This is a genomic window from Sphingomonas beigongshangi, from assembly GCF_016820445.1.
GTDB lineage: Bacteria > Pseudomonadota > Alphaproteobacteria > Sphingomonadales > Sphingomonadaceae > Sphingomonas > Sphingomonas beigongshangi.
The window spans coordinates 14,418-40,631 of the sequence record NZ_JADHDT010000001.1 but is presented as its reverse complement, the minus strand read 5'-3'; the positions used below and the strand labels follow the sequence as shown (position 1 = coordinate 40,631).

The following is a 26,214-nucleotide window of genomic DNA, read 5'->3' as shown; positions in this document are numbered from 1 at the left end:
CAACACCATGTCTTCATACGATATTTTGGCGCAAATCGCGTTTACCTGTATTAGGTGAGCCCGTTACGGGCGCGATTGCCGGGTCCGGCGCGACGCGATAGTATCGGTAGCAAAGAACAACCGGAGAGATGCCATGGCGACCGTAACCGCCCCGATGCCCGATTCACGATCGGCGACGATGAGCCCAGGCGAATGGCAGGCGCGCGTCGACCTTGCCGCCGCCTATCGGCTGGTCGCCCTGTACGGCTGGGACGATCTGATCTTCACGCATCTGTCGGCACGCGTGCCGGGGCCGGAGCATCATTTCCTGATCAACCCCTATGACATGATGTTCGAGGAGATCACCGCGTCGAGCCTGGTCAAGATCGACGTGAACGGCGCGCCGGTCGGACCGAGCAGCCATCCCGTCAACCCCGCTGGGTTCACGATCCATTCGGCGATCCACATGGCGCGGGAGGACGCCGCGGCCGTGATGCATCTGCATACCCCGCATGGCCAGGCGGTGAGTGCGATGGAGTTCGGACTGCTGCCGCACACGCAGACCGCGATGATCGCCAGTCACGACGTCGCCTATCACGACTATGAGGGCATTGCGACCGATCTGGATGAACGCGAGCGGCTGGTCGCCGATCTGGGCGCGCGCAATGCGATGATCCTGCGCAACCACGGCACGCTGGCGGTCGGTGAGACCGTGGGCGCGTGCTTCGTCCGCCTGTATTTCCTCGAACGCGCCTGCGAGGCGCAGGTGCTGATGTTGTCGGCAGGGCGCGAGAACCTCAACACGCCGCCGCAAGGCGTGGAGGAGAAGGTCGCGCAACAGTCCAGCCCGAAGGGCATGGGGATGCTGGCGCAGGCGCTCGCCTGGCCGGCGCTGTTGCGCAAGCTCGACCGGATCGATCCGAGCTATCGCGACTAGAGGCTGAGCCAATCGCGGGGAAGCGGTGCCGGCCCGGAGGCAGTTTGCGCCTTCAAATGATGACGCAGCGCCGTTCCCTCGAACGTGGCGTCGCGGCGCCATTGCCCGGCTCGATCATATCCGGGCGGCGGATCCCGGGGCTGTCGGTAGCGGAATCTCCATGGCGCAGAGCAGGCCCCCCGGCCGGAAATCGAGCGTCACCGCCGCGTCGATCTCATAGAGCAGGCTGCGTGTCAGCAGTTCCAGGCCGAAGCCTTCGCCAGCGGGCGGGATGATGCCGCCGTCCGGCACGTCCTCGTCCCAGACAAGGCGGAGCCGTAGGGCGTCGCCCTGCGAGTCGAGCGACCAGTGGATCGCGATCCGGCCGCCTTCGCGGGCGAGCGCACCGAATTGGACCGCATTCGCAACCAGTTCGTGCAGCGCCAGCCCGAGCTGATCGGTGAGCCGTGGCGGCAGCCGGACTTCCGGGCCGCCATAGCTGACGCGATTGCGATATCCCGCCTGGTTCGCGAGCAGTTCGTCGGCGAGCAGCGCCTCCAGATCGGTGCCCTGTTCGTCGCCGCGCAGGATATGGCCCTGCGCGCGTGCGAAGGCGGCGAGGCGTCCGTCAAATCGCGCGCGATAATCGTCCACCGTCTCGCTGGTCTCCGCCGTGCGGCGTGCGACCGAGCGTATCACCGACAGCGTGTTGCGGACGCGATGCTGCAGGGCGAGGCGACGCGTCCGCTCGCGATCGAGCCGACGTCGCAGATCGTCGATGTCCACCGCGCTCGCGATCCACGTCGCCACCCCGTCATGCTCCTCGCGCATCGTCTGGATGCGGAGCCAGCGGTAGCCGCGCGTACCGGCCAGCGTGACGCGCAAGTCGACGACGCCGCTGCCTTCCGCCTGCGCGCCCCGCCACATCGTCGCAAGCGCGGCGCGGTCGTCAGGATGGATGTGGTCGATCCAGCCTCTGTCGAGCGACAGGCTGGCATCCTGGCCCGTCAGCGCATGCCACCACGGCGCTATCCATATGCAACGTCCGTCCGCCGTGCCGCGCCAGCCCGGCTGCGGGAACGCGAGCGGCGATGGGGCGGCCGGATCGACGGGCTCAACCATCATGGTCCGGGCTGCGGCCCGCCTGATCGAGATGGAGATAGTCCGGGCTGAACATCGCGACGTCGCACAGGCCCTCGAGATCGAGCGCCTCGAATTCGCCGCCCTTCCAGCGGATGAGGCCGCGCCCTCGTAGCTCCTGGACCATGCGATTGACGTGGACCGGCGTCATCCCCGTGGTTTCCGCCAGATCGGTCTGTGTCAGCGGGATGTCGCAGCTGTGCCCGGCGACGAGACCCACCGCCCGCAAGCGGAAGAAGAGCTCACAGAAGAGGTGGGCCAGCCGCTCCAGCGCGTCGCGCTGCCCCAGGTTGACGATCCATTCTCGCGAGGTCGCCGCTTTAGTCAACGCGTCCCACCACAGGGCGCGCGTCAGGGGGATACTGTAGCCCGTCATCATGTCGATGCGATCGGGCGATAATTCGACATAGCGGACCGGGGTGAGCGCGCCGATCGAATGATCCATCTCGTCGAGAATATATCCATGAATGTCGCAAAGGTCCCCGGGCAGGTGGATCGACATGATCTGGCGTCGGCCGTCCTCCAGCGTCTTGTAGCGAAACGCCCAGCCTTCCACGATCAGGGGGACGCCGCGTGGCCGGTCGCCTTCACGGATCAGGTCCCGGCGCTGACGGACGGCAATCTCAGGACCGGCCACGGCCTTGTCGACGACCGTCTGCTCGGCTTCGGAAAGCCGGACGTAGCGGCACAATCGAGCGACGAGCGGATTGGGCGCGGTGTTGGGCATGGCCAAGGGTGACATCAGTATAGATCAGGATCGTTCACCCATGTTAGCGCTGTTGCGGTCGAAATGATTATTTCTTGAATTACAGGGAGTAAGATAATCATGTCTTTACCATCGCCGCTTGCGGGCAAGCATATTCTGGTCGTCGAGGACGAATATCTGATCGCGGACGACTTCGCTCGCGTGCTGACCGGAGCGGGCGCGCAGGTTGTGGGACCGGCGGCGTCGCTGCCGCAGGGCATGCGGCTGGTCGGTGACGCGCAGGCGCTCGACGCCGCGGTGCTCGACATCAATCTGCGCGAGACGATGGTCTATCCGTTGATCGATCGCCTGATCGGAGATGGCGTGCGCGTGTTGCTGACCAGCGGATATGACGAGACGGTGATCCCGGCGGCCTATCACCATCTGCCGCGCTACGAGAAGCCGGTGTCCGCGCCGCGCCTCTTGCGTGCCACGGAGGAGTTGCTGGCCGACGATCGGTCCTGAAAGGGCGCCCCTGCGCGGCTGTCGCGCCTGCTGCTCGTCCGTTGCGAGGCGGCAGGGCGGGCGCAAAAAAGGGCCGGGTGGCGACACCCGGCCCTTTCTCTTGTGTCTCCGGTCAGACCGACAGGATCAGTCGCGATCGCCGGTCAGGAAGGCGGGCGCGAAGTCGGGCGCGGGGCCGTCGTCGTTGCCGCCGCCGTTACCGCCTTCGCCGCGCTCGCGACGCGGACCGCGGTCGCCGCCGCGGTCGCCGCGGTCCCGGCGCGGGCCGCGATCGCCACGGTCGCCACGCGGGCCGCGATCGCCGCGGTCACCACGCGGGCCACGATCGCCGCCCTCGCGCGGCGCACGCGCCGGGCGGGTGTCCTCCAGCTCGGCGCCGGTCTCCTGGTCGACGACGCGCATCGACAGGCGGACCTTGCCGCGCGGATCGATCTCGAGAACCTTGACCTTGACCTCCTGGCCTTCGGACAGGACGTCGGAAACCTTCTCGACGCGCTCGTTCTTGATCTCCGAGACGTGGACGAGACCGTCCTTGCCGCCCATGAAGTTCACGAACGCGCCGAAGTCGACGAGATTGACGACCTTGCCGTTATAGATCTTGCCGACCTCGGCCTCTTCGACGATGCCCTTGATCCAGTTCATCGCCGCCTCGATCTGCGACGCGTCGGACGAGCTGATCTTGATCACGCCTTCGTCGTCGATGTCGACCTTCGCGCCCGTCGTCGCGACGATCTCGCGGATCACCTTGCCGCCTGTGCCGATGACGTCGCGGATCTTCGACTTGTCGATCGTCATCGTCTCGATGCGCGGCGCATGCGCGCTGAGTTCGGTGCGGGTCTCGCCCAGCGCCTTGCTCATCTCGGCGAGGATGTGCGCGCGGCCCTCATGCGCCTGCGCCAGGGCGACCTTCATGATCTCCTCGGTGATGCCGGCGATCTTGATGTCCATCTGCAGGCTGGTGATGCCCTCGCTGGTGCCGGCGACCTTGAAGTCCATGTCGCCCAGGTGATCCTCGTCACCCAGGATGTCGGACAGGACGGCGAAGTCCTTGCCCTCCAGGATCAGGCCCATCGCGATGCCGGAGACGGGGCGCTTCAGCGGCACGCCCGCGTCCATCATCGACAGCGAGCCGCCGCAGACGCTGGCCATCGACGACGAGCCGTTCGACTCGGTGATGTCGCTGGTGACGCGGATCGTGTAGGGGAACTCTTCCTTGGTCGGCAGCACCGGGTGCAGCGCGCGCCACGCCAGCTTGCCATGGCCGATCTCGCGACGGCCCGGCGCGCCGAAGCGGCCGACTTCGCCGACCGAATAGGGCGGGAAGTTATAGTGCAGCATGAAATGCTGGTAGGTCAGGCCGCCGAGGCCGTCGACCATCTGCTCCGCGTCGCGGGTGCCCAGCGTCGTCGTCGCGATCGTCTGCGTCTCGCCGCGGGTGAACAGCGCCGAACCGTGCGCGCGCGGCAGGAAATGGACCTCCGCGGCGATCGGGCGGACCGTCTTGGTGTCGCGGCCGTCGATGCGGCGGCCTTCCTTCAGGATGGCGGTGCGAACAACTTCGGCCTCGAGCTTCTTGAACGCCTTGCTCGCCTTGAGCGCCTCGACCGGCGCCTCGTCGGCGGTCATGGTCTTCAGCTCGGCCTTGAGCGCGGTCAGCGCGGCCTGGCGCTCGGCCTTCTTGACGTTCTTGTAGGCGGCGTCGATCTTCTTGGCGAAGGTCGGGCGCAGCTTCTCGACCCATGCCTTCGTCGGGTCGGTGATGTCGACGTCCCACGGATCCTTCGCCGACTTTTCGGCGAGGTCGATGATCGCGTCGATGACCTGCTGCGACGCCTTGTGCGCGAACATGACCGCGCCGAGCATCACGTCCTCGGACAGCTCCTTGGCTTCCGACTCGACCATCATCACCGCGTCGTGCGTCGCGGCGACGACCAGGTCCAGCTCACCGGCGGCGACCTCGCCGTCGGTCGGGTTCAGCTGATATTCGCCGTCCTTGTAGCCGACGCGCGCGCAGCCGATCGGTCCCATGAAGGGAACGCCGGAGATGGTGAGGGCGGCGGAGGCAGCGATCATCGCGAGGATGTCAGGCTCGTTCTCGCCGTCGTACGAGAGGACCTGCGCGATGCAGTTGATCTCGTTGTAGAAGCCTTCGGGGAACAGCGGGCGGACCGGACGGTCGATCAGCCGGCTGATCAGCGTCTCACGCTCGGTGGCGCCGCGCTCGCGCTTGAAGAAGCCGCCGGGGATGCGTCCCGCGGCCGAATACTTCTCCTGATAGTGAACGGTGAGCGGGAAGAAGTCCTGGCCTTCCTTGACGCTCTTGGCGGCGGTGACGGCGCACAGCACGACGGTTTCGCCGAGGGTCGCGAGCACCGCGCCGTCGGCCTGGCGGGCAACCCGGCCCGTTTCGAGAGTCAGCGTCTTGCCGCCCCACTCGATTTCCACCTTCTTGGTATCGAACATTTTCATTCCTTCACTCCCGCGCGCCCTATGCGGCGGGGGCCTATGAGTGAGCCGTTATTGGCTCGAGGAAGACGGCCGGATTGCCGCCCCCTTGTGCTCCTGCGACCGCAGGAGCCCAGAGTTGCAGGGCGTCGGGCCCTTGGCTCTGGATGCCCGCCTGCGCGGGCATGACGCAATACGTAAACGGCCCGCCGAGGCGGGCCGTAACGATTGCGTCACTTGCGAAGGCCGAGCTTCGCGATCAGCGCCAGATACCGATCGCCATCCTTGTGGCGGAGGTAGTCCAGCAGGCTGCGACGCTTGTTGACCAGCATCAGCAGGCCGCGACGCGAATGGTTGTCCTTGGCGTGGCCCTTGAAGTGCTCGGTCAGGTTCTTGATGCGCTCCGACAGGATCGCGACCTGCACCTCGGGCGAACCCGTGTCGCCCTCTTGGCGGGCGTGTTCCTTGATGAGCTCCTGGCGGCGCTCTGCAGTGATCGACATCGTCGTCCTTTCTATAACTACAGGTTGAAGCCACGGACGACGCGGACGCTTCCGTCCTCCACCTCCACCAGCGCGACCGGGACATCCCCCAGCATCGCGAACGCGGAGCCATCGTCTGCGGCGATCCCGGCCAGCACACGCCCCTGTCGGAGCGCCCCTGCCTGGTCGGGAGAGAGAGCAAGAGCCGGGATGTCGTCCAGCCCCGCCCTCAGCGGCAGGAGTAGGTGTTCAGGCTCGCGCGCCATAGCGGCTTCGTGTAATTTGTCCAGCGATATCGCCTGGGACAGGTCGAACGGTCCGGCCTTCAGCCGGCGCAGCATCGTAACGTGACCGACGGTGCCAAGCGCGAGCGCGATGTCGCGGGCGAGGCTGCGGATGTACGTGCCCTTGGAGACATAAGCGACGAGCGTCGCCTCTTCGCCGTCGGCCGCCGACAGGCTGAGTTCGTGGACGACCACGTCCCGGCTCTTCAGCACGACCTCCTCGCCGGCGCGAGCCAGGTCGTAGGCGCGTTCGCCGTCGACCTTCAGCGCCGAATAGGCGGGCGGTACCTGCGCGATCGGTCCCGTGAAGCGCGGCAGAACGGCCTCCACGTCCGCCGGCAAGGGGCGCCCGGCCGCCGTGGCGATCACCTTGCCCTCGGCATCCAGCGTATCGGTCTGCTCGCCGAAACGGATCGTGAAGGCATAGGCCTTGTCGCTGTCGAGCATTCGGCCGGCGAGCTTGGTCGCCTCGCCGACGGCGATCGGCAGGACGCCGGTCGCCAGCGGGTCGAGCGTGCCGCCATGGCCGACCTTCGCCTTGCCATGGCCGGCCTGTCGAAGCGCGCGCTTGACCGCGGAGACGCCTTGGGTCGAGCCAAGGCCGAGCGGCTTGTCGATGATGATCCAACCGTGCATCGGACGGGCGGGTAACGACCGTGCCGCACGATGCAAGTGTCGCGTCAACCAGCGGGGCGGGGATGGGAACGGGGGGCCCCGGGCCACCCAGCCGGCGGCGCGCTGGTACGGATGCTCGTCACGCCGCAGATCTGGTTAGGGAAGCGCGCGACGCTGACCCGCGAGAAGCGATCGAACGTCCCGTTCGGGTCGGTCGTGTAGGTCAGCGTGTCCAACGCGCGGTCGCGCGCGCAAGGACCGGTCAGCGTCACGCGATACCAGTTCAGGGTGCGGTCGCGGACGTAGACGATATTGCTGCCGGTCGGTCCGGGCTGCCAGTCGCGAAGACCGCCTCCCGCCGCGAAGGAGATCACCGTCTCCTTGTCCAATGCGCGTTGCGGACGAGCGGTCGCGGTCGACCCCAGGAGGGCGGTGACGAGCATCGGCAGAACCAGGTATCGCATGAACGGAATTCCTGACGGTGATGCGGTCAACGGGGCATGCGTGGCCGTGGTTCCGCTATCCTCAGCCCGCGATCGCGCCGGCGACGGTCAGGAACCAGCCGATCAGCGCCTGTGCCGGCGGTGCGATCAATCGCCCGACGATATCCAGTCGCGGCGAGAGCATCGGCAGCAGCACCAGCACGCCGATGAGCAGCAGCAGGCCGAACTGGCCGAGCCGCGCATAGCGCGCCGCGAGCGGGCGCGGCAGCACGCCTTCCACGACATGGCCGCCATCGAAAGGCGGGATCGGCAACAGGTTGAACAGCGCAAGGAAGACGTTGACGGCCAGGAAGTTGACCAGATTGGCCAGGATGAACGCGGCGAGGCCGGTCGGCTCGGCGCCGTGCATGGTAACGCCGAAGATGCCGAGGCCGATCGCCGCCAGCGCGGCCAGCGCGAGGTTCATGCCGGGTCCCGCCAGGGCGACCGCCACCATACCCCATCGCGGGTTACGCAGCCGCTCCGCGACGACGGGCACCGGCTTCGCCCAGCCGAAGACGGGCGCTCCGGCGACGGCGAGTCCGAGGGGCAGGATGAGCGTCCCGACGGGATCGACATGGCGGAGCGGGTTGAAGCTCAGCCGCCGCCGTTCCGCCGCGGTCGGGTCGCCCAGCCATTTGGCCATCCAGCCGTGCGCGACCTCGTGGAACACGATCGCAATAACGAGCGGGATGATCCAGACCGCGGTGCGGTAGACGATATGATCGGGGTTCATGCGTCCGATATGGCTGGGCGCCCGGCAAAGCGCCAGTGGGCCGGGGTACTGCGACAATAGCCGCCGTCAAACGTCCCGCGTCATGCGGTCAGGGTCGGGCCGGAACCGGTCCGACATGATTGATCGCGGGGGCGGTCGCGGCGGTGGCTCAACCGCCGAGGGCTTGGCTGAAATGACGGCGGCACAAAGCGATGTAGCGATCGTTGCCGCCGATCTCGGTCTGCTGTCCTTCCGCGATCGCCCGCCCATCGGCATCGACACGCAGGTTCATCGTTGCCTTGCGCCCGCAGGTGCAGACGGACTTGATCTCGATGAGCGCGTCCGCGAGCGCGAGCAACCGGGCCGATCCCTCGAACAGCGCGCCGCGGAAGTCGGTCCGCAATCCATAGGCCAGCACCGGAATGTTCATCACGTCGCAGATGCGCGCAAGCTGGTCGACCTGCATCGCCGACAGGAATTGGGCTTCGTCGACGAGCACGCAGGCGAGGGGCTCTTGCGCGTGCCGGTCTGCGACGCAGGCCGCAAGGTCGGTCGCGGTGTCGAACGGGGTCGCCGGCGCTTCCAGTCCGATGCGGCTGGTGATCGTCCCGCGCGCGAACCGGTCGTCGATCGCGGCGGTGAACAGCATCGTATGCATGCCGCGCTCGCGGTAGTTGAAATCCGCCTGGAGCAGCGTCGTAGACTTCCCCGCATTCATCGAGGCGTAGTAGAAATAGAGCTTGGCCATCAGAAGCCGCGGTACAGGGGATCGCGCGGCTCCTGTAAAGCGCCTTCTGCCCTGTCGACCTTTACCGATTTTGGATCAATCCGCCCCGTGCGGATATCGCCGATCATCCAGAGTGGCCACCAGTCGCCCGGGCGGGCAGTTGCGCTACAGGCGTAAGGCGAGCTGATCGTGACCATCATCAGTCGGCGGCTGTCCTTCGACCAGCGTATCGCCGACGGCAGGACAGCGTTCGGGGTGAGGCAGCGGTACGTCTGAGTCGCTTGCCGCCGCGCCGCCGTGACGAGGTCTCGGCGGCGCATGATCCGCCGGTCGACGATCTCAAAGAGCTGCAGCTCATCCATGAACGATCCGACATGATGGTTCACCGCAAGCCACTGACCGTTGGGCGACCATAAAACCGCGAACGGCATATCATCGGACAGGGAGCGCAGACGCGCGAGTGTCCTGCCATGCGCATCCTGCAAGGTGATCGGCGGTTGGCGATCCCGATAGGCGCGTTGAACGATCGCTAGGCGGCCATCGGGGGACGGGGCCCGGCCGCGACATGTTGCGACGAATTGATAGATAATTTTGTTGCGGTCGAATCCGCTGGCTCGACAATCGGTGGTCAGCGCACCGATCTGCGCACGCATCGGCGTGGTGTGGCCGATCGCTATGAGGATCGCGATTGACCGCGGGAACAGGTGACGGGGCTTCACGACCGGTCAGCCCCTTGGGCTCCGGCGTTTCGTTTTCCCGAGAGACGGCGTGTTCGACGCATAGGCCTCTGTGGAACGGGCGGGGGGGCGGGCGATCAGGCCCGTCCCCTGAACGGCGAGGATCCGATATGGGCAGCGTCAAGCATCGCCGCCCGGGTGTCAATCCTCGGTCGCGTCGCTCAAATCGCGCGCCACTTCCGGCTTGCGCAGGATCGCGTCGATGTGGCTGCCTTCGTCGAAGCTCTCGTCCGGGAGGAACTTGAGCTTGGCGGCATATTTGTTCTGCACGCGGTGCGCGACCTCGCGCTGGAGATAGGCGGTGTTGGTGCGCAGCGCCTTCAGCACCGCCTCTTCATCCTTGCCGAGCAGCGGCTTCACGAACACGGTCGCATGGCGCAGGTCGGGCGACATGCGCACCTCGGTGACGCTGACCATGTGCTTGGCCAGCGTCTCGTCATGCACGTCGCCGCGTTGGAGGATTTCCGACAGCACGTGGCGGACCTGCTCGCCGACGCGAAGGGTGCGGACGGATTTTTCCTGTGGGTCTTTGTTCATCGTCGGTCCAAGCCCCCGGCCAGGCGCGAGAGGGAGGGCCCCAGTCGGCGCGGTCGACCGGGGGATGACGGTGCACGAGCCATCGGCCCTCACCCTTCCGCCGGTCGTGCCGGCGCCCTCCCTCTCCCGCTGGAAGAGGGATAAAGATTACAGCGTGCGCTCGCGCAGCTCGACCTCGAACGTCTCCAGGAAATCGCCGGAGCGGATATCGATGAAGTTGTTCGAGAAGGTCACGCCGCATTCCAGGCCTGCGCGGACTTCCGCCACGTCGTCCTTGAAGCGCCGCAGCGACGCGATCTCGCCGACGTAGACGATGACGTCGTTGCGCGTGATGCGCGCCTTGAGCGCCTTGCGGATCGCACCTTCGACGACGAGCAGACCCGCCGCCTTGCCATGCTTGCCCGCCGAGAAGACCTCGCGGATTTCCGCACGGCCCACCACGGTCTCGAACGCCTCCGGCCCGAGCTCGCCCGCCATGCCGGCGCGGATCTCGTCGATCAGGTCGTAGATCACGTCGTAATATTTCAACGCGACCTTGTGGCGATCGGCGATCTGACGCGCATTCGCATTGGCACGGACGTTGAAGCCGATGATCGGTGCGCCCGAGGCCGCGCCGACGTTGACGTCGCTTTCCGTGATGCCGCCGACGCCCGAGTGCAGGATGCGCACGCGGATGTCGTCGGTCGACAGCTTGTTGAGCGACGCCACGATCGCCTCGACCGTGCCCTGCGTGTCGGCCTTGACGACGACCGGATATTCGATCGCCTGATTGGCCTTCAGTGCGGAGAACATGCTTTCCAGGCTGGCCGGCGCCGCGGTGGTCCGCTTCTGCGTCAGCACGCTCTGGCGATATTCGGCGACCTCGCGGGCACGCGCTTCCGTCTCGACGACCTGCAGCGGATCGCCCGCCGAAGGAACGCCCGAGATGCCGAGGATCTCGACCGGCATCGCCGGGTCGGCGGTCTTCACCTGCCGGCCCTTGTCGTCGATCAGCGCACGCACCTTGCCGCTCTCCGCGCCGACGACGAAGACGTCGCCGACCTTGAGCGTGCCACGGGTGACGAGCACCGTCGCGACCGGACCGCGGCCCTTGTCCAGCTTTGCCTCGATCACCGTACCCTCGGCGGCACGGTCGGGATTGGCCTTCAGCTCGAGGATTTCGGCCTGCAGTTGGATCTTCTCGATCAGCTCGTCGAGACCGGTCTTCTTGAGCGCGGAGACCTCGACCTCCTGGACGTCGCCGCCCATGCTCTCGACCACCACCTCATGCTCGAGCAGACGCTCGCGCACGCGCTGCGGATTCGCCTCGTACTTGTCGATCTTGTTGATCGCCACGATCATCGGCTTGCCGGCCGCCTTGGTGTGGTTGATCGCCTCGATCGTCTGCGGCATCAGCCCGTCGTCGGCGGCAACCACCAGCACGACGATGTCGGTCACGTCCGCGCCGCGCGCCCGCATGGCGGTGAACGCCTCGTGGCCCGGTGTGTCGAGGAACGTGATCTTCGACTTGTCCTTCAACGTCACCTGATAGGCGCCGATGTGCTGCGTGATGCCGCCCGCCTCGCCGCGGACCACGTCGGTACCGCGCAGCGCGTCGAGCAGGCTGGTCTTGCCGTGGTCGACATGGCCCATGATCGTCACGACCGGCGGACGCGGCTTCAGCGACTCCTGCGCGTCTTCCGTCGTGTCGACGGCAAGGTCGATGTCGGAATCGGACACGCGCACGATGTTGTGGCCGAATTCGGTGACCAGCAGCTCGGCCGTGTCCTGGTCGATGGTCGCGTTGAGCGTGACGGGCATGCCCATCTTGAACAGCGCCTTCACCAGGTCGGCGCCCTTTTCGGCCATGCGATTGGCGAGTTCGGACACGGTGATCGCCTCCGGCACCTGCACGTCGCGGACCTGCTTGGCCTGCTGCTCGCGCGGGCCGCCGAACGCACGCTTTTCCTTCTCGCGGGCACGCTTCAGCGCGGCGAGGCTGCGCGCGCGCGCGCCGCCGTCCTCGTTGAGCGCACGGTTGACGGTCAGCTTGCCGCCACGACGCTCGTCGCCCTTGCGGTCGCGCTGCTGCGGACGGCTCGGCGGCGCGTTGCGCGGCGTCGCCTGGCCCGACGGCATCGGCCGGTTGGGCGCGGACGAGGAGGCAGACGGCTGCGCAGCCTGCGTCGGTGCCGGGGCGGGGGCCGGCGCGGGCTTCGGCTGCGGCTTCGGGATCTCCGGACGCGCGACCGGCGAGAAGCGGCGCGGCGCGGGCAGCGAGGGATCGCGGCCCAGCTCCAGCGACAGCGGCGCCGACGCTGCGGGCGCGGGCTCCGGTGCTTCGGCGACGGGAGCGGGCGCTGCCTCTACCGGGGCCGGAGCAGCCGGGGCGGGCGCCGACGCCGGCTCGGCCTCGGGCTGTGCTTCGACCACAGGCTCCGCAACGGGCGGCGGCAGGGGCCGCTCGACCGGACGGAAACCGCGGCCGGCCGGCGTCGGCACGGACACGGTCGGGGTCGGCGCGGCGACGGGCGCCTCCGCTACGGGCGCGGGGGCTTCCGGTTCAGGGGCAGGCTCGGGCTGCGGGGCAGGCGCCGCGGCAGCCGCGGCACGCTCCGCCGCGCGGGCGCGTTCCTCCTCGGCGGCCCGTGCACGCTCGATCTCCTCGCGGCGACGCGCGTCCTCCAGCGCGTGCATGCGCTGTTCCTCGGCCTCGCGCAGCAGGCGTGCCTGCCGCTCCTGCGCCGTCTCGCCGGCGGGGGCGGGGCGCGGTGCCGGACGCGGGGCGGGTGCCTCCGCCGCGGGGGCGGGGGCCGCGACCGGCGTCGGTTCCGCCGCAGGCGCGGCTTCGCCCGGACGGCCGAGCACGCGGCGACGCTTCGTCTCCACGATCACGGTGTTCGAGCGGCCGTGGCTGAAGCTCTGCTTCACCTGGCCGGTCTCGACCGTACGCTTCAGCCCCAGGGGCGCGCGCATGCCAAGCTTCGGCTTCTCGTTGTCGGTCTCGCTCACTCAGTTTCCTCATTTACGTCTACGGCCGGCAGCGCCCCGGTAACACCGGAGGGCGATGAACCTCGCGAGGCCGTTTCGCAAGGCGCAGGGGCAGATTCAGGTCCGATAAAATGCAGCCAGCGGTCGAGCGCGTCGCTCACCCGCGCGGCGGCAGCGCGGTCGGTCAGGCCGATGTGTACCACATTCTCGCGGCCCAGCGCCAACGACAATATGGGGCGTGCGACGGGCAGTGCCAACCCCTTCAGATCGCTACCTTCGCGATCCGATCCGACGCGCCACGCCTGGGCCAGCTTGCGCCGCCCGTCCTCGCTGGCGTCGGCGGCATGGTAGAGGGCATGCAACTGGCCCGATCGTGCCGCGGTCTCGATCCGCTCCGATCCGGTCAGCAGCGTGCCGCTGCGCGATTCGAGGCCGAGCCGGTCGAGCGCGTTCCGCTCGAGCGCGTCGGCGATTCGCTGCGGCAGGTCGTCGGCGATGGTGAGTTCGGCGCCCTTGAACGCGCGCAGCAATGCGCCGCGCAACCGCTTCTTCGCGATCGCCTCTTCCAGCTCGGCGCGGGTGACGCCGATCCACGCCCCGCGACCGGGCGCCTTCGCGCGCACGTCGGGCAGTACCTGGCCGTCAGGGGCGATCGCCAGCCGGACCAGATGGTCCCGCGCGTCACGCTCCTGGGTGAGGATGCACTTGCGGATGGGATCGCTCATGCCGACGCCTCCCGGCCACGCACGTCGTCATTCCCGCGCAGGCCGGTATCCGGACGCGCAACGCTCTGCGACGGAGCCGTCACGCCAGCCAGTCTGTATCCCCGCCTGCGCGGAAATGACGGGCGGGCGAAGGCGAGCGTAATGCTCTGCTGAAGCCTCAGCGCCTCATTGCGAGGGAACCGCATGCGCGTCCTCCCTCGAATCGGTTTTTGGCGCATCGCGGTCGACGAGCAATTGCCCGCCGGCCGCGTAATTCTCCAGCGCGACCTCCTCGATCACGATCTGGACCGCGGCCGGGTTCTTGCCCAGCCGCGCCACCAGCGAGGCCGTCACGTCCGCGACGACCCCCGCCTTCTGCTCCTTAGTCGCGGAGCCGGCCAGTCGGATTGAGACGAAGGGCATCAGGCCTCCTCGCCCTCCGACGCGTCGGCATCCGCCGCAGGCGCCTCGTCCGCGAACCAATGCTGGCGCGCGGCCATGATGATCTCGTTGCCCTGCTCGTCGGTCAGGCCATATTCGGCCAGGATGCCGCCCTTCGGCTCGGGCCGCTTGGGTGCGTCGTCGTTGCGGCGGCGCGGCTCGGCCCGCTTCTTCTCGACCAGCTCGTCGGTCGCGAGATCGGCGAGGTCGTCGAGCGTCTTGATCCCCGCCTTGCCGAGCGTGACCAGCATCGCCTCGGTCAGATACGGCATGTCGGCCAGATCATCCTCGACGCCCAGCGCGCGACGTTCCTCGCGCGCGGCGGCCTCGCGGCGCTCAAGCGCTTCCTGCGCACGGCTCTGCAGCTCCTGCGCCAGATCCTCGTCGAAGCCCTCGATGCTGGCGAGCTCGTCGATCTCGACATAGGCGACCTCTTCCAGCGCGCCGAAGCCCTCGGCGACGAGAAGCTGCGCCAGCGTCTCGTCGACGTCCAGCTCGTTCTGGAACATCTCGGAATTCTGGACGAATTCCTTCTGGCGCTTCTCGGAGGCGTCGGCCTCGGTCAGGATGTCGATCGCCTTGCCCGTCAGCTGGCTGGCGAGGCGGACGTTCTGACCGCGGCGGCCGATGGCGAGTGACAGCTGGTCGTCGGGCACGACCACCTCGATCCGATCCTCTTCCTCGTCGATGACGACGCGGCTGACGCTGGCGGGCTGCAGGGCGTTGACGACGAAGGTGGCGGTGTCCGGCGACCAGGGGATGATGTCGATCTTCTCGCCCTGCATCTCCTGCACGACCGCCTGCACGCGGCTGCCCTTCATGCCGACGCAGGCGCCGACCGGGTCGATCGACGAATCGCGGCTGATCACGCCGATCTTGGCGCGGCTGCCCGGGTCGCGTGCCGCGGCCTGGATGGTGATGATGCCGTCGTAGATCTCCGGCACTTCCTGCGCGAACAGCTTCTTCATGAAGTCGGGATGCGCGCGGCTGAGGAAGATTTGCGGCCCGCGGTTCTCGCGACGGACATTGAGGATCAGCGAGCGGATGCGGTCGTTGACGCGCACCACTTCGCGCGGGATCTGCTGGTCGCGGCGGATCACGCCCTCGGCGCGACCGAGGTCGACGACGATATGGCCGAATTCCACGCGCTTCACGACGCCGGTGATGATCTCGCCTTGGCGGTCCTTGAACTCTTCATACTGGCGATCGCGCTCCGCGTCGCGGACCTTCTGGAAGATGATCTGCTTCGACGCCTGCGCCTGGATGCGGCCGAACTCGATCGGCGGCAGCGGATCGACGATATAATCGCCGACCTGCGCGCCCTTTTGCAGCTTCTGCGCCTGGTTGACGTCGACCTGCTTGAAATAGTCGTCGACCGCCTCGACCACCTCGACGACGCGCCACAGGCGCAGGTCGCCGGTCTGCGGATCGAGTTTCGCGCGGATGTCGTTCTCGATGCCGTAACGGGTCTTGGCGGCGCGCTGGATGGCCTCTTCGAGCGCCTCGATGACGATCGCCTTGTCGATCATCTTCTCCGACGCGACCGAATTGGCGATCGCGATCAGCTCCGCGCGGTTGGCGGTGGCAACACTGGCCATCTTAAGCGTGTCCTTCCTTGAGGGCATCATTGTCGTCGGTGTCGGCGGCGTCGCCATGATCGGCGTCCACCTCCTCGAATTCGTCCGCGCCTTCCGTCGAAAGAGGCGCGGTGGCGGCGATCAGCCGGTCGGTGATCGTCAGCTTGGCATCCTGGATCTGCGCGAGGTCGACCGTCATCGGCCGATGCCCGCGCACGTCGATCGTCACCCGCAGATCGTCCGGGTCGCCTTCGATCCCGACGAGGTCGCCGGTCAGGATCTTGCGGTTGTCGATCTTCTCGACCAGCGTGATCTTCGCCTCATGCCCCGCCCAATTCGCATAATCCTGCGGCCGGGTGAGGGGGCGGTCGATACCGGGCGACGACACTTCGAGCCGATAGGCGTCCTCGATGGGGTCGCGTCCTTCGGCTTCGAGCGCGTCGAGCCGATCGGAAATCCGGCGCGACAGGTCGGCGCAGTCGTCGATCGTCAGCTGACCCGTCTCCGGCCGCTCCGCCATCACCTGCAGCGTCGGGTCGGACTTGCCGCCGAACATCTTGACCCGCACGAGGTCGAAGCCGAGCGCTTTCGCTTCGGGTTCGATCAGTCGGGTAAGAAGGGCGATATCGACCATGTGGACCTTTACGGGATGTGCGTTGTCGGCGCCGCGGAGGAACCCCGCAGCCTCTTTCACCTGACGATGTAAGAGAAGACATGCGCCATATACGCCGCCAAGCCGCGCTGCGCAAGCGGGCAACCACTACCCCGGCAAGGGGTTATGTCCATGATTTTCGGGAGAGTGATCGATGACCCGTGCCTTCCTCCTGTCGCTGCTGATGATCGGCACGGCCTGTTCCGCCCAGCCGCAACGGGGTACGCCCGCCGCCGCGGCGTCGGAGGACCAGGGGCCGCAGGGTCCGCAGCCTGCGGGTGCCAACGATCCGGTCCCGGCGAATGCGCCGCTCGATCCGTCGATCCGCAACGTGCCCGCCACCACCGGCCGCGCTAATCTTCCCAAGACGCCGCCGCCTTTCGCCGTGGCGGAGATCGGTCGTTTCGACGCGCCGTTCGCAATGGCCTTTCTTCCCGACGGCACGCTGCTCGTCACCGAAAAGGCGGGGCGGCTGATGCTGCGACGGGCGGATGGCACGACCGTTCCGGTGGGCGGCGCGCCCGCCGTCGCCACGGGCGGGCAGGGCGGGCTGCTCGACGTCGCGATCGCCCCCGATTTCGCGCGCAGCCGCGTGCTCTATCTGTCCTATGCGGAGCCGCGCCCGAATGGGGGCAGCAGTCTCGCGCTCGCCCGCGGCGTTCTGGACCGGGCGAACGGATCCTCGGCGCCCACATTGCGGGACCTCGCCGTGGTCTGGCGGGCGGGCTCGGATGGGCCCGGCGGGCAGTTCGGTGCCATCATCACGTTCGCGCCCGACGGCAAGTCGCTGTTCCTCACGTCCGGCGAGCGGCAGCGTTTCACGCCCGCGCAGGATCCGAACCAGGCCTTGGGCAAGATCCTCCGGCTGACGCTCGACGGCAAGGCTTGGCCCGGCAACCCGGCCTATCGCAAGGGCGGGGTTCAGGCGATGACCTGGACGAGCGGCCACCGCAATCCCTACGGCCTCGTCTTCACGAGCGACGGCCGGCTGTGGGAAGAGGAGATGGGGCCGAAAGGCGGCGACGAGCTCAATCTGATCGAACCAGGGCGCAATTACGGATGGCCCGTGGTGTCGAACGGCGACAATTATTCGGGGCAGCCGATCCCGGATCATCCCAGCCGCCCGGATTTCGCCGCGCCGGTCCTGTGGTGGAACCCGGCCATCTCGCCGGGCGGGATGATCGCCTATTCCGGGACGATGTTCCCGCAATATCGAGGGTCGCTTTTCATCGCCGCGCTGTCCGACAAGTCGCTGATCCGCGTCGCCGTCGATGGGGTCCGCGCGACGGCGAAGGACCAGTGGGACATGGGCACGCGCATCCGGGACGTGGCGCAGGCGCCGGACGGCGCGATCTGGCTGCTGGAGGACGGCGGCAAGGGCTCCGGCGGACGGTTGCTCCGCCTGACCGCGAAATAGCGACGGTTCAATCGCGGACGACGAGGTAGTTCATCTGCGCCCGCGCGATCGGCCGGGCGGGATCGTCCTGCCACGCCACCGCGTCGACGTTCGCGACGCGCGTCCCGAGCCGGGTGACCTTGCCCTGCGCCTGCGTCGGCTTCTCGCGCCCGCCGCGCATGAAGTCGATGGTGACGCCGATCGGCTTGATCCGTCCGCCGCCGTCTCCTGCCAGCGCGTGACGCAGCGCGGCGATCGCGGCGATCTCCAGCAGACCCGCGATCGCGCCGCCGTGCAGGAACCCGGGCCGACCCAGCACGTCGTCGCCGAACGGCATCACGATCAGCGGCGGCGCGTCGTCCCGTTCCTCGACCGCGACGCCGAGCAGCTGCGCATAGGGCGGCAGGCTCATGACCAGCTGTCCATCAGCATGAAGGTGCCCGCCACCTGGGCGAGAGGATCGTCGGCATCCCCGTCATGGGCGATGCCGCGTACGAAGGCGACGGAGCGGGTCAGCTTCACGCATTCGCCGCGCCCGATGACGGTGCGGCCCGGCACCGCGGGACGCAGATAGTCGACGCGCAGGTCCAGCGTCGCCTGGGGCACGAACCGCCCCAGCCTCACCCACACGGCCAGACTCGTCGCCGTGTCCATCATTGTCACGATCGGTCCGGAAGCGATCACGCTCGTTGCCGGATCGCCGATCTGGTCCTCGGCATAGGGCAGGGCCAGCGCCACCCAATCCGGACCGCTGTCGTGGAAGGTGAGGCCAAGGCGTCCGATGTGCCCGCCGAAGCCCCGCGCGGTGAAGCGCCTGATATCGAAACCGCTCATTCGTTCCTGTTCTACACGGCGGTCCAGGTGGCGCAACGTAATCGCGGGGATTAGAGAGCGCGACACGTCAAGCGAGCAGGAGAGAGCCATGACCGAGCGCGTCACCGTCCGCATCGAAGAAGGCGTCGCCGACGTACGCCTGTCGCGTCCCGACAAGATGAACGCGCTCGACCCCGCCATGTTCGACGCTCTGGCGGCGACGATCGACGATCTGAAGGCGCGCACGGACGTCCGTTGCGTCGTCCTGTCCGGAGAGGGGCGGGCCTTTTGCGCCGGTCTCGACATGGCCGCGATGGCGAGCGGCGGATCGGGCATCGACCTGGACTCGCGTACGCATGGCATCGCCAACCTCGCTCAATATGTCGCTTGGGGATGGCGCGAGCTGCCGATGCCGGTGATCGCGGCGCTGCACGGCGTGGTGCTGGGCGGTGGGCTGCAGATCGCGAGCGGCGCGGACGTGCGCATCGCCCATCCGGCGACGCGTCTGGCGATTCGCGAGCTGCACTGGGGGATCGTGCCCGACATGGCCGGCATCGCCTTGTGGCGCACGCTGGCGCGGGACGACGTGTTGCGCGAATTGACGTATACGGCCCGCGAGTTCGATGCGGTGGCGGCGGCGGAATATGGCTTGGTCACGCGCGTCAGCGAGGACCCGCTGGGCGAGGCGATGGCGCTCGCCCGCGATATCGCCGGGCGCAATCCGCATGCGATCCGCGGGGCCAAGCGCCTCTACAATCTGGCAGCGGACAGCGATGCTGCGGGCGCCCTGCGTGCGGAAAGCGACGAGCAGCTCAAACTGCTGCGTTCGCCCAACCAGATGGAGCAGGTGATGGCCAACATGGAAAAGCGCGCCGCGCGTTTCATCGACTGACCCTGCGTTCTCCCCGACCGGGATGACGCGCTTCTACAGAACCACCGTCTCCGGCTTGGATTCCGCTATCGCGGCGAGCACCATCCGCTCCCAGATCGCGGGATCGCCCGCCGCCGCCATTGCCTGGTCCGGCTCGCGCAACGTTCGCAGCACAGCGCGCGCGTCGCTCAGATAGTCGCGCCAGGCGGCGTCGACGGCATCACCCGCGGATTCGGCATCGCCATTGGCATTGGCGCTGATCCGCTGGCCGGCAAGCACCCGCGCGATGCGTTCGGCGACGGGGGTGGTCGATACGTCCATGGCCTCTCTCCCAATGTATTTCCGCTTGCGTGCTCAATGCACGAGGAGGGAGGCCGGGTCCGCCGCCGATCAGCGTGCCGCGCCGGCTCCGGCGCCCGCACCGCCACGGCCCTGGCCGCCGCGCCCGCGGCCGCCGCGTCCACGCCGGCTGCGGCTGGCGTTGGCATAGTCCCGGGTCGACGTCGGCGCATGCGTCGCGCGCGGCTTGGGCAAGGGACGCTGGCGCGGCAGGTCGGCGCGCGGCGCGGGATCCGCGCCGATGGCCTTGACGCGCGCCGCCTTGATCTCGTTCGACAGGCCGGTGAAATTGTCGGGCAGCGGGCGTACCGCCACCTTCTGGCGCGTCACCTTCTCGATGTCCTTGAGGTAGGGCCGCTCGTCATCGGCGCAGAAGGCGATGGCGATGCCGCTGTTGCCCGCGCGCGCCGTCCGGCCGATCCGGTGGACATATTGCTCGGGCACGTTCGGCAGCTCGAAGTTGACGACATGGCTCACGCCCGAGACGTCGATGCCGCGCGCCGCGATGTCGGTCGCGACCAGCACCTTGGTCTTGCCGTCCTTGAATTCGCCGAGCGCGCGCTCGCGTTGGCCCTGGCTCTTGTTGCCGTGGATCGCGTTCGCCGCAATGCCGTTGCCGGCGAGCAGCTTCACGACGCGGTCCGCGCCATGCTTGGTGCGGGTGAAAACGAGCGCGCGGTCGATCGTCGGGTCGCGCAGCACCAGCGTCAGCAGCGCCTGCTTCTCCGTCTGGTTGACGAAGGTGACGTACTGGTCGACGCGCTCGGCGGTGGTCGATTCCGGCACCACGGAGACGGTCTTCGGATCGGTGAGGAACTGGCTGGCAAGATCGCGGATCGCGGTCGGCATCGTGGCGGAGAAGAACAGCGTCTGGCGCTTGCGCGGGATCATCCGCACGATCTTCTTGAGCGCGTGGATGAAGCCGAGGTCCATCATCTGGTCGGCCTCGTCGAGGACGAGGATCTCGATCATCGACAGGTTGCACATGCCCTGCTCGACGAGGTCGATCAGGCGACCGGGCGTCGCGACGAGGATGTCGACGCCGCGCGAAAGGTCCTGGCGGTTCTTGTTGATGCTGGTGCCGCCGAACACGGTCGCGACCGACAGCTTGCTGAACTGGCCGTAGCCGCGCGCATTGTCGGCGATCTGGCTGGCGAGTTCGCGCGTCGGCGCGAGGACGAGCATGCGGACATGCGTCGGCAGCACGCGCTTGTTCGCCGCGACGAGGCGCTGGATGGACGGCAGCACGAAGGCGGCCGTCTTGCCTGTGCCGGTCTGCGCGATGCCGAGCAGGTCGCCGCCATCGAGGCAGATCGGGATCGACTGCGCCTGGATCGGCGTCGGGGTGGAATAGCCCTTGGCTTCGAGCGCGCGGACGAGCGGCTCGGCAAGGCCGAGAGTGGCGAAAGACATGAGAAAAAAACCTCAAACAACGGGCCGTGCCCGCGACGCCGATGGGGCGCACGGGTGGCGGGGGAAAACTGACACCCCGCGTGAATAGGGAAGCCCTGAACGGATCGACCGAGGCGGAGCCGGGGGCATTCGCCCCGTTCACGCTGCCTGACGCCTCGATGCGGGGGCATGTGCGCGCTACCGGACCAAAAGTCAATGGTACCGCCGCCGCGAAGGCGCAAACCCTGCCGGCGCCAATGCGATCGCGGACGCAACATTGATCTAAATGGGTTTATTTTCGCCCCGTTAACCGCATCATAATTCGGCCGGGTCCAAGCGCTTGGCATGACTCGAGGATCGATCCGGCAGGGCCACCGCGGCGCGGCCGTCGCGCAGATGGCGGCGGTGGCCGTGATACTGGCGATGTTGGCGGCAATGCCGCGGCCCGGCGGTGCGTTGCTGCTGGTCCCGACGTGGTCGGCCGATGGCATGGCACGCGAGGCGGTGGCGCAGGGCGCCGCGTTGCTGGCGCCCGGGCCGGGATCGACGCTGCTCGTGCGTGGGCGCTGGGGTCCCCTGCAGCGGGCGTTGCTGTCGCACGGGGTCGTCGTCGTCGGCGCCCCCGCGGTCGTGTGTGGAGGACGGATATGACGATCGAAAGCCTGGACGCGCTGCGCGAACGCGGCGTGCGCGGCATTGTCGCGGTCTCGTGGGGCGCCGTGCCGATGCTCGGCCTGATCGGCTACGGCATGGGCAGCGACCATACGGTGCCGACCGTCGTGCTCGCGCTCGCGGCCCTGGCGATACCCACATGGCTGGCGGCGAAGCGGCGGTTCGACGTCGGCGCGCGTCTTGCCGTCGGCAGTCTCGCGGCGGTGCTTCCCGCGCTGTTCGTCTTCCTGCTGGCAGGGGCGGGCTGGCAGATGGACGCCCATATGTACTTCTTCTCGGCGCTCGCCGCGCTGACCGTGATGTGCGACTGGCGCCCCTTGGTGCTCGCCTCGGCCATCATCGCGGTGCACCACCTGCTGCTCGATTGGCTGATGCCGAGCTGGGTTTTCGAAAACGGACTCGGCGGGATCGCCCGCGTCCTGTTCCATGGCGCCGCCGTCGGTCTGCAATGCATCGCGTTGAGCTACGTCACGCTCCATCTGCGCAGCCTGATCGCGCGGCAGGACGTCGCGCGGCGGGACAGCGAGGCCATGGCGGCGGTCGCGGAGACCGAGCGCGAGGTCGCGCGCGTCGAACGCGAACGTGCCGTCGTCGCGCTCGAGGCGGCACGGGTCGCCGAGGCGCAGGCCGCGGCCGACCGCGACGCGCGCCGACGGGCGGAGATCCGCAGCGAAAAGGCGCGGCGCGCGGAGCTCGTCGACCTGGCGGCGCAGTTCGAGCAACGGGTCGTCGAGGTCGCCGTCGCGATCGAGGCCGCCTCGTCACGGCTCGAGGGGTCGGCCGCCGCGCTCAACGGTCTTGCCGCCGATACCGGACGCCAGGCGAGCGAGGCGGCGACCGGCGCGACGCAAGCGTCGGACGCGGTCCGCTTCGTCGCGCAGGCCGTCGACCAGCTGACGGGGGCGATCAACAGCGTCGCGGAAAGCGCGGCGCAGCAGAGCCGTCTGACGGCGGCGGCGCGTTCCAGCACGCGCAACGGCGACGCCACCGTTCAAGCCCTCGCGGGCCGTGCCGTCGACATCGGCGGCTTCGTCGGCGAGATCAACAGCATCGCGGCGCAGACCAATCTGCTCGCCCTCAACGCGACGATCGAGGCGGCGCGCGCGGGCGATGCGGGACGCGGCTTCGCCATCGTCGCGAGCGAGGTCAAGCAGCTCGCCGGTGCGACGGGACGCGCGACCGACAAGATCGCGGGCCTCGTCGCCAGCGTTCAGGACGGCGTCGACGCAGCGGCCACCGATCTCGACCGCGCCTCGTCCGCGGTAGTCGAGGTGGCCGAGGCGGCGGACGACATCCGGGCGGCCGTCGCAGCGCAAGGTGGCGCGGCGCAGCGCATCGCGGACAGCGTGCACGAGGCGCGCGCGGGCGCGCACGTCATCGCGGAAAGGATCGCCGACGTTGCGGCGGCCGCCAATGCGGCGGGCGATCTGTCCGGCGAGGTGCGCGACGCGGCGACGGCGCTCGCGGACCATGCCCGCCGGCTGCGCGCCTCGACGGTCGGGTTCGTCGAGCATCTGCGCAGCGCCCAGGGCGCCGCGGCGGCCTGATCTCGGGACCAACCGGTATCGCGTGATACTTTTTCGCTGTTTTCGGCCCTCGTGCGTCTTATGAGGGTCGGCAAACATCGAAAGAGGATCGCGCATGAAACTGGCCAGTCTGAAGCACGGTCGCGACGGCAAGCTCGTCGTCGTCTCCAACGATCTCGCCTGGTGCGCGGATGCCGGGCACATCGTGCCGACGCTGCAGGCGGCGCTCGACGACTGGGACCGGCTGCTCCCCGATCTGCAGAACCTCGCCACCGACCTCGAGCATGAGACGATCCCCCGCCTGCGGTTCCACGAACACGATGCGGCGGCACCGCTGCCGCGCGCCTATCAATGGGCGGACGGTTCGGCCTATGTGAACCACGTCGCACTGGTCCGGCAGGCGCGGGGCGCGGAGATGCCAGACAGCTTCTGGCACGATCCGCTGATGTACCAGGGCGGCAGCGACGGCTTCTTGGGCCCGCGCGATGCCATTCCGCTCGCCGACGAAAGCTGGGGCTGCGATCTGGAGGCGGAGGTTGTCGTCGTCACCGGCGACGTGCCGCTCGGCGCCAGCCGGGAGGAAGCGCTCGCCGCGATTCGCCTGGTCGGCCTGACCAACGACGTGTCGCTGCGCAACCTCATTCCAGGCGAGCTCGCCAAGGGTTTCGGCTTCTTCCAGTCCAAGCCCGCGAGCGCCTTTTCGCCCGTCTTCGTCACGCCCGACGCACTCGGCGACTGGTGGCGGGACGGCAAGCTGCACCGCAAGCTGATGGTCGATCTGAACGGCGAGCCGTTCGGCCGCGCCGAGGCCGGCGAAGACATGACCTTCGACTTCGGCACGCTGGTCGCGCATGCGGCGAAGACTCGCCGCCTGGGCGCGGGTACCATCGTCGGCTCCGGCACGGTCAGCAACCGTGGCCCCGACGGCGGACCCGGCAAGTCGATCGGCGAAGGGGGCGTCGGCTATTCGTGCCTTGCCGAACTCCGCACCGTCGAAACGATCGGCGGCGGCAAGCCGGTGACGCCGTTCCTCAAGGCGGGGGACACGATCCGCATCTGGGCGGAGGACGATCGCCACCACCCGATCTTCGGGGTGATCGAGCAGACGGTGGAGGGCGGAGCCGGCGCATGACGCGCCGCAACAGTCGGAAAGTCTCTTGAAATTAAGTTACGCTTGCGCAAGAGGCGGACGGGTTAGCGCCGGGGCAGTGATTCTCCGGCAAGACGAGGAGAGAGACGTGGCGGCCGAGCATATCCGCGCCAACCTGCAGCCGCTGTCCCTGCACGTGCCGGAACCGAAGTTCCGGCCGGGCGACGCGGTCGATTTCGCCGCCGTCGACGTACCGCCGGCAGGCGCGCAGCGTCGCCCCGATACGGCCGAAGAGGCCCGCGCCTTCACCGATCTCGCCTATACGCTGGTCCGGGTCCTCGACGAGGAGGGCCGTGCCGTCGGTCCCTGGGATCCGAAGCTGTCGCCCGACGCGTTGCGCCGCATGCTGCGCAACATGGTCCGGCTGCGGGCGTTCGACGAGCGCATGTTCCGCGCCCAGCGCCAGGGCAAGACGAGCTTCTACATGAAGGCGACGGGGGAGGAGGCGGTGGCGGTCGCCGCCGCGCAGGCGCTCGATCGCGACGACATGTGCTTCCCCTCGTATCGTCAGCAGGGCCTGCTCATCGCACGCGACTATCCCTTGGTCGAGATGATGAACCAGATATACTCGAACCGCGGCGACAAGCTTGGCGGCAAGCAGCTGCCGATCATGTATTCGGCGAAGGAATACGGTTTCTTCTCGATCTCCGGCAACCTGACGACCCAATATCCGCAGGCGGTCGGTTGGGCGATGGCGTCGGCGGCGAAGGGCGACACGCGTATCGCCGCGGCCTGGTGCGGCGAAGGCTCTACCGCGGAGGGCGATTTCCACTCCGCCTGCACCTTCGCCGCCGTGTACCGCGCGCCGGTGATCTTCAACGTCGTCAACAACCAATGGGCCATCTCGAGCTTCTCCGGCTTTGCGGGGGCGGAGGCGACGACCTTTGCCGCTCGGGCGATCGGCTATGGCATCGCGGGATTGCGCGTCGACGGCAACGACGCGCTGGCGGTCTATGCGGCCACGCAATGGGCGGCGGAGCGGGCGCGCACCAATCAGGGTGCGACGCTGATCGAGCATTTCACCTATCGCGCCGAAGGCCATTCGACGTCCGATGATCCGTCGCAATATCGCAGCGCGGGGGAGGCGACTGCCTGGCCGCTCGGCGACCCGATCCAGCGGCTGAAGCAGCATCTGATCGTGATCGGCGAATGGGACGAGGAGCGTCATGCCGCCCAGGATCGCGAGATCGCGGAGGACGTGCGCGCCACCCAGAAGGAAGCCGAGAAGAATGGCATCCTGGGGCATGGGCTGCACCAGCCGCTCGACAGCCTGTTCGACGGCGTGTTCGAGGAGATGCCCTGGCACCTGCGTGAGCAGCGCCAGATGATGATGGACGAGGAAGAGGCGAGCGGACGGCCATGGGCGCGCAAGTGAGCTGCTCGATGCCCGTCATTCGCCCCTCCATCGTCATCCCGGCGAATGCCGGGACCCATGGTTGCGG

27 protein-coding genes are annotated in these 26,214 nt (G+C 68.0%); 8 read left to right on the top strand and 19 right to left on the bottom strand.

Features of this window, described 5'->3' with window-relative positions; translation table 11 throughout:
• Window positions 1–133: 133 nt before the first annotated feature.
• Window positions 134–916, top strand: coding sequence for a class II aldolase/adducin family protein (locus tag IQ292_RS00210; RefSeq protein WP_203308303.1), 783 nt, complete (start codon window positions 134–136; stop codon window positions 914–916).
• A 114-nt stretch (window positions 917–1,030) separates the two neighbouring features.
• Here IQ292_RS00210 and IQ292_RS00205 read toward each other — a convergent pair whose 3' ends face one another.
• Together IQ292_RS00205 and IQ292_RS00200 are read right to left on the bottom strand one after the other, a co-directional pair.
• The gene (locus IQ292_RS00205; protein ID WP_203308302.1) at window positions 1,031–2,020 is read right to left on the bottom strand and encodes a sensor histidine kinase; all 990 of its coding nucleotides are present in this window, start codon (window positions 2,018–2,020) and stop codon (window positions 1,031–1,033) included.
• Window positions 2,010–2,777, bottom strand: coding sequence for a Crp/Fnr family transcriptional regulator (locus IQ292_RS00200; RefSeq protein WP_203308301.1), 768 nt, complete (start codon window positions 2,775–2,777; stop codon window positions 2,010–2,012). The genes IQ292_RS00205 and IQ292_RS00200 overlap by 11 nt, the downstream gene beginning before the upstream one ends.
• Window positions 2,778–2,861: 84 nt before the next feature.
• Between IQ292_RS00200 and IQ292_RS00195 the strand changes: the two genes are divergently transcribed.
• Window positions 2,862–3,245: a response regulator gene (locus IQ292_RS00195; protein ID WP_203308300.1), complete on the top strand. Its 384-nt coding sequence runs from the start codon at window positions 2,862–2,864 to the stop codon at window positions 3,243–3,245.
• Between the two features lie 126 nt (window positions 3,246–3,371).
• Here the strand turns inward: IQ292_RS00195 and pnp are convergent, their stop codons facing one another.
• From pnp to rimP, 13 genes are all read right to left on the bottom strand, one after another.
• Complete coding sequence (pnp, locus tag IQ292_RS00190) at window positions 3,372–5,708, bottom strand: polyribonucleotide nucleotidyltransferase (protein WP_203308299.1); 2,337 nt, start codon at window positions 5,706–5,708, stop codon at window positions 3,372–3,374.
• Window positions 5,709–5,923: 215 nt separating this feature from the next.
• Entirely contained in the window at window positions 5,924–6,193 is a 270-nt protein-coding gene (gene rpsO / locus IQ292_RS00185; RefSeq protein WP_198352289.1) for a 30S ribosomal protein S15, read from the bottom strand.
• 17 nt (window positions 6,194–6,210) lie between these two features.
• Complete coding sequence (gene truB / locus IQ292_RS00180; RefSeq protein ID WP_203308298.1) at window positions 6,211–7,092, bottom strand: tRNA pseudouridine(55) synthase TruB; 882 nt, start codon at window positions 7,090–7,092, stop codon at window positions 6,211–6,213.
• A gap of 44 nt (window positions 7,093–7,136) precedes the next feature.
• The gene (locus tag IQ292_RS00175; protein ID WP_203308297.1) at window positions 7,137–7,535 is read right to left on the bottom strand and encodes a hypothetical protein; all 399 of its coding nucleotides are present in this window, start codon (window positions 7,533–7,535) and stop codon (window positions 7,137–7,139) included.
• A gap of 61 nt (window positions 7,536–7,596) precedes the next feature.
• Window positions 7,597–8,289 (bottom strand): site-2 protease family protein, encoded by a 693-nt coding sequence (locus IQ292_RS00170; protein ID WP_203308296.1) that lies wholly within the window; start codon window positions 8,287–8,289, stop codon window positions 7,597–7,599.
• Window positions 8,290–8,437: 148 nt separating this feature from the next.
• Window positions 8,438–9,016, bottom strand: coding sequence for a thymidine kinase (locus tag IQ292_RS00165; protein ID WP_203308295.1), 579 nt, complete (start codon window positions 9,014–9,016; stop codon window positions 8,438–8,440).
• Window positions 9,016–9,714 (bottom strand): TolB-like translocation protein, encoded by a 699-nt coding sequence (locus tag IQ292_RS00160; protein WP_238940693.1) that lies wholly within the window; start codon window positions 9,712–9,714, stop codon window positions 9,016–9,018. The genes IQ292_RS00165 and IQ292_RS00160 overlap by 1 nt, the downstream gene beginning before the upstream one ends.
• Before the next feature lie 159 nt (window positions 9,715–9,873).
• Window positions 9,874–10,269 carry a 30S ribosome-binding factor RbfA gene (rbfA, locus tag IQ292_RS00155; protein ID WP_203308294.1) on the bottom strand — a complete coding sequence of 132 codons (396 nt, stop codon included), beginning with the start codon at window positions 10,267–10,269 and terminating at the stop codon, window positions 9,874–9,876.
• Between the two features lie 147 nt (window positions 10,270–10,416).
• Window positions 10,417–13,260, bottom strand: a complete 2,844-nt coding sequence (infB, locus tag IQ292_RS00150) for a translation initiation factor IF-2 (RefSeq protein WP_203308293.1) — start codon at window positions 13,258–13,260, stop codon at window positions 10,417–10,419.
• Window positions 13,257–13,964: a DUF448 domain-containing protein gene (locus IQ292_RS00145; protein WP_203308292.1), complete on the bottom strand. Its 708-nt coding sequence runs from the start codon at window positions 13,962–13,964 to the stop codon at window positions 13,257–13,259. The genes infB and IQ292_RS00145 overlap by 4 nt, the downstream gene beginning before the upstream one ends.
• 165 nt (window positions 13,965–14,129) lie before the next feature.
• Complete coding sequence (locus tag IQ292_RS00140) at window positions 14,130–14,366, bottom strand: tautomerase family protein (protein ID WP_203308291.1); 237 nt, start codon at window positions 14,364–14,366, stop codon at window positions 14,130–14,132.
• The gene (gene nusA, locus IQ292_RS00135; protein ID WP_203308290.1) at window positions 14,366–15,982 is read right to left on the bottom strand and encodes a transcription termination factor NusA; all 1,617 of its coding nucleotides are present in this window, start codon (window positions 15,980–15,982) and stop codon (window positions 14,366–14,368) included. The genes IQ292_RS00140 and nusA overlap by 1 nt, the downstream gene beginning before the upstream one ends.
• A gap of 1 nt (window position 15,983) precedes the next feature.
• Entirely contained in the window at window positions 15,984–16,595 is a 612-nt protein-coding gene (gene rimP, locus IQ292_RS00130) for a ribosome maturation protein RimP (RefSeq protein ID WP_203308289.1), read from the bottom strand.
• 172 nt (window positions 16,596–16,767) lie between these two features.
• Between rimP and IQ292_RS00125 the strand changes: the two genes are divergently transcribed.
• On the top strand, window positions 16,768–18,030 hold the full coding sequence (locus IQ292_RS00125) for a PQQ-dependent sugar dehydrogenase (protein ID WP_203308288.1): 1,263 nt from the start codon (window positions 16,768–16,770) through the stop codon (window positions 18,028–18,030).
• Window positions 18,031–18,037: 7 nt separating this feature from the next.
• Here IQ292_RS00125 and IQ292_RS00120 read toward each other — a convergent pair whose 3' ends face one another.
• The gene (locus IQ292_RS00120; RefSeq protein ID WP_203308287.1) at window positions 18,038–18,421 is read right to left on the bottom strand and encodes a PaaI family thioesterase; all 384 of its coding nucleotides are present in this window, start codon (window positions 18,419–18,421) and stop codon (window positions 18,038–18,040) included.
• Window positions 18,418–18,843 carry a PaaI family thioesterase gene (locus IQ292_RS00115; RefSeq protein WP_203308286.1) on the bottom strand — a complete coding sequence of 142 codons (426 nt, stop codon included), beginning with the start codon at window positions 18,841–18,843 and terminating at the stop codon, window positions 18,418–18,420. The genes IQ292_RS00120 and IQ292_RS00115 overlap by 4 nt, the downstream gene beginning before the upstream one ends.
• An 88-nt stretch (window positions 18,844–18,931) precedes the next feature.
• Between IQ292_RS00115 and IQ292_RS00110 the strand changes: the two genes are divergently transcribed.
• Window positions 18,932–19,714: a crotonase/enoyl-CoA hydratase family protein gene (locus tag IQ292_RS00110; RefSeq protein WP_203308285.1), complete on the top strand. Its 783-nt coding sequence runs from the start codon at window positions 18,932–18,934 to the stop codon at window positions 19,712–19,714.
• A gap of 33 nt (window positions 19,715–19,747) precedes the next feature.
• Here the strand turns inward: IQ292_RS00110 and IQ292_RS00105 are convergent, their stop codons facing one another.
• Window positions 19,748–20,014 carry a hypothetical protein gene (locus IQ292_RS00105; RefSeq protein WP_203308284.1) on the bottom strand — a complete coding sequence of 89 codons (267 nt, stop codon included), beginning with the start codon at window positions 20,012–20,014 and terminating at the stop codon, window positions 19,748–19,750.
• Window positions 20,015–20,083: 69 nt separating this feature from the next.
• The gene (locus IQ292_RS00100; RefSeq protein WP_203308283.1) at window positions 20,084–21,445 is read right to left on the bottom strand and encodes a DEAD/DEAH box helicase; all 1,362 of its coding nucleotides are present in this window, start codon (window positions 21,443–21,445) and stop codon (window positions 20,084–20,086) included.
• Window positions 21,446–21,769: 324 nt separating this feature from the next.
• Between IQ292_RS00100 and IQ292_RS00095 the strand changes: the two genes are divergently transcribed.
• The 4 genes from IQ292_RS00095 to IQ292_RS00080 all read left to right on the top strand — a co-directional run bounded on the left by IQ292_RS00095 (window position 21,770) and on the right by IQ292_RS00080 (window position 26,147).
• Window positions 21,770–22,075 carry a hypothetical protein gene (locus IQ292_RS00095; RefSeq protein ID WP_203308282.1) on the top strand — a complete coding sequence of 102 codons (306 nt, stop codon included), beginning with the start codon at window positions 21,770–21,772 and terminating at the stop codon, window positions 22,073–22,075.
• The gene (locus tag IQ292_RS00090) at window positions 22,072–23,643 is read left to right on the top strand and encodes a methyl-accepting chemotaxis protein (RefSeq protein ID WP_203308281.1); all 1,572 of its coding nucleotides are present in this window, start codon (window positions 22,072–22,074) and stop codon (window positions 23,641–23,643) included. The genes IQ292_RS00095 and IQ292_RS00090 overlap by 4 nt, the downstream gene beginning before the upstream one ends.
• Before the next feature lie 94 nt (window positions 23,644–23,737).
• Window positions 23,738–24,754 (top strand): fumarylacetoacetate hydrolase family protein, encoded by a 1,017-nt coding sequence (locus IQ292_RS00085; RefSeq protein ID WP_203308280.1) that lies wholly within the window; start codon window positions 23,738–23,740, stop codon window positions 24,752–24,754.
• Between the two features lie 106 nt (window positions 24,755–24,860).
• On the top strand, window positions 24,861–26,147 hold the full coding sequence (locus IQ292_RS00080) for a 3-methyl-2-oxobutanoate dehydrogenase (2-methylpropanoyl-transferring) subunit alpha (protein WP_203308279.1): 1,287 nt from the start codon (window positions 24,861–24,863) through the stop codon (window positions 26,145–26,147).
• The last annotated feature ends 67 nt before the right edge of the window (window positions 26,148–26,214 follow it).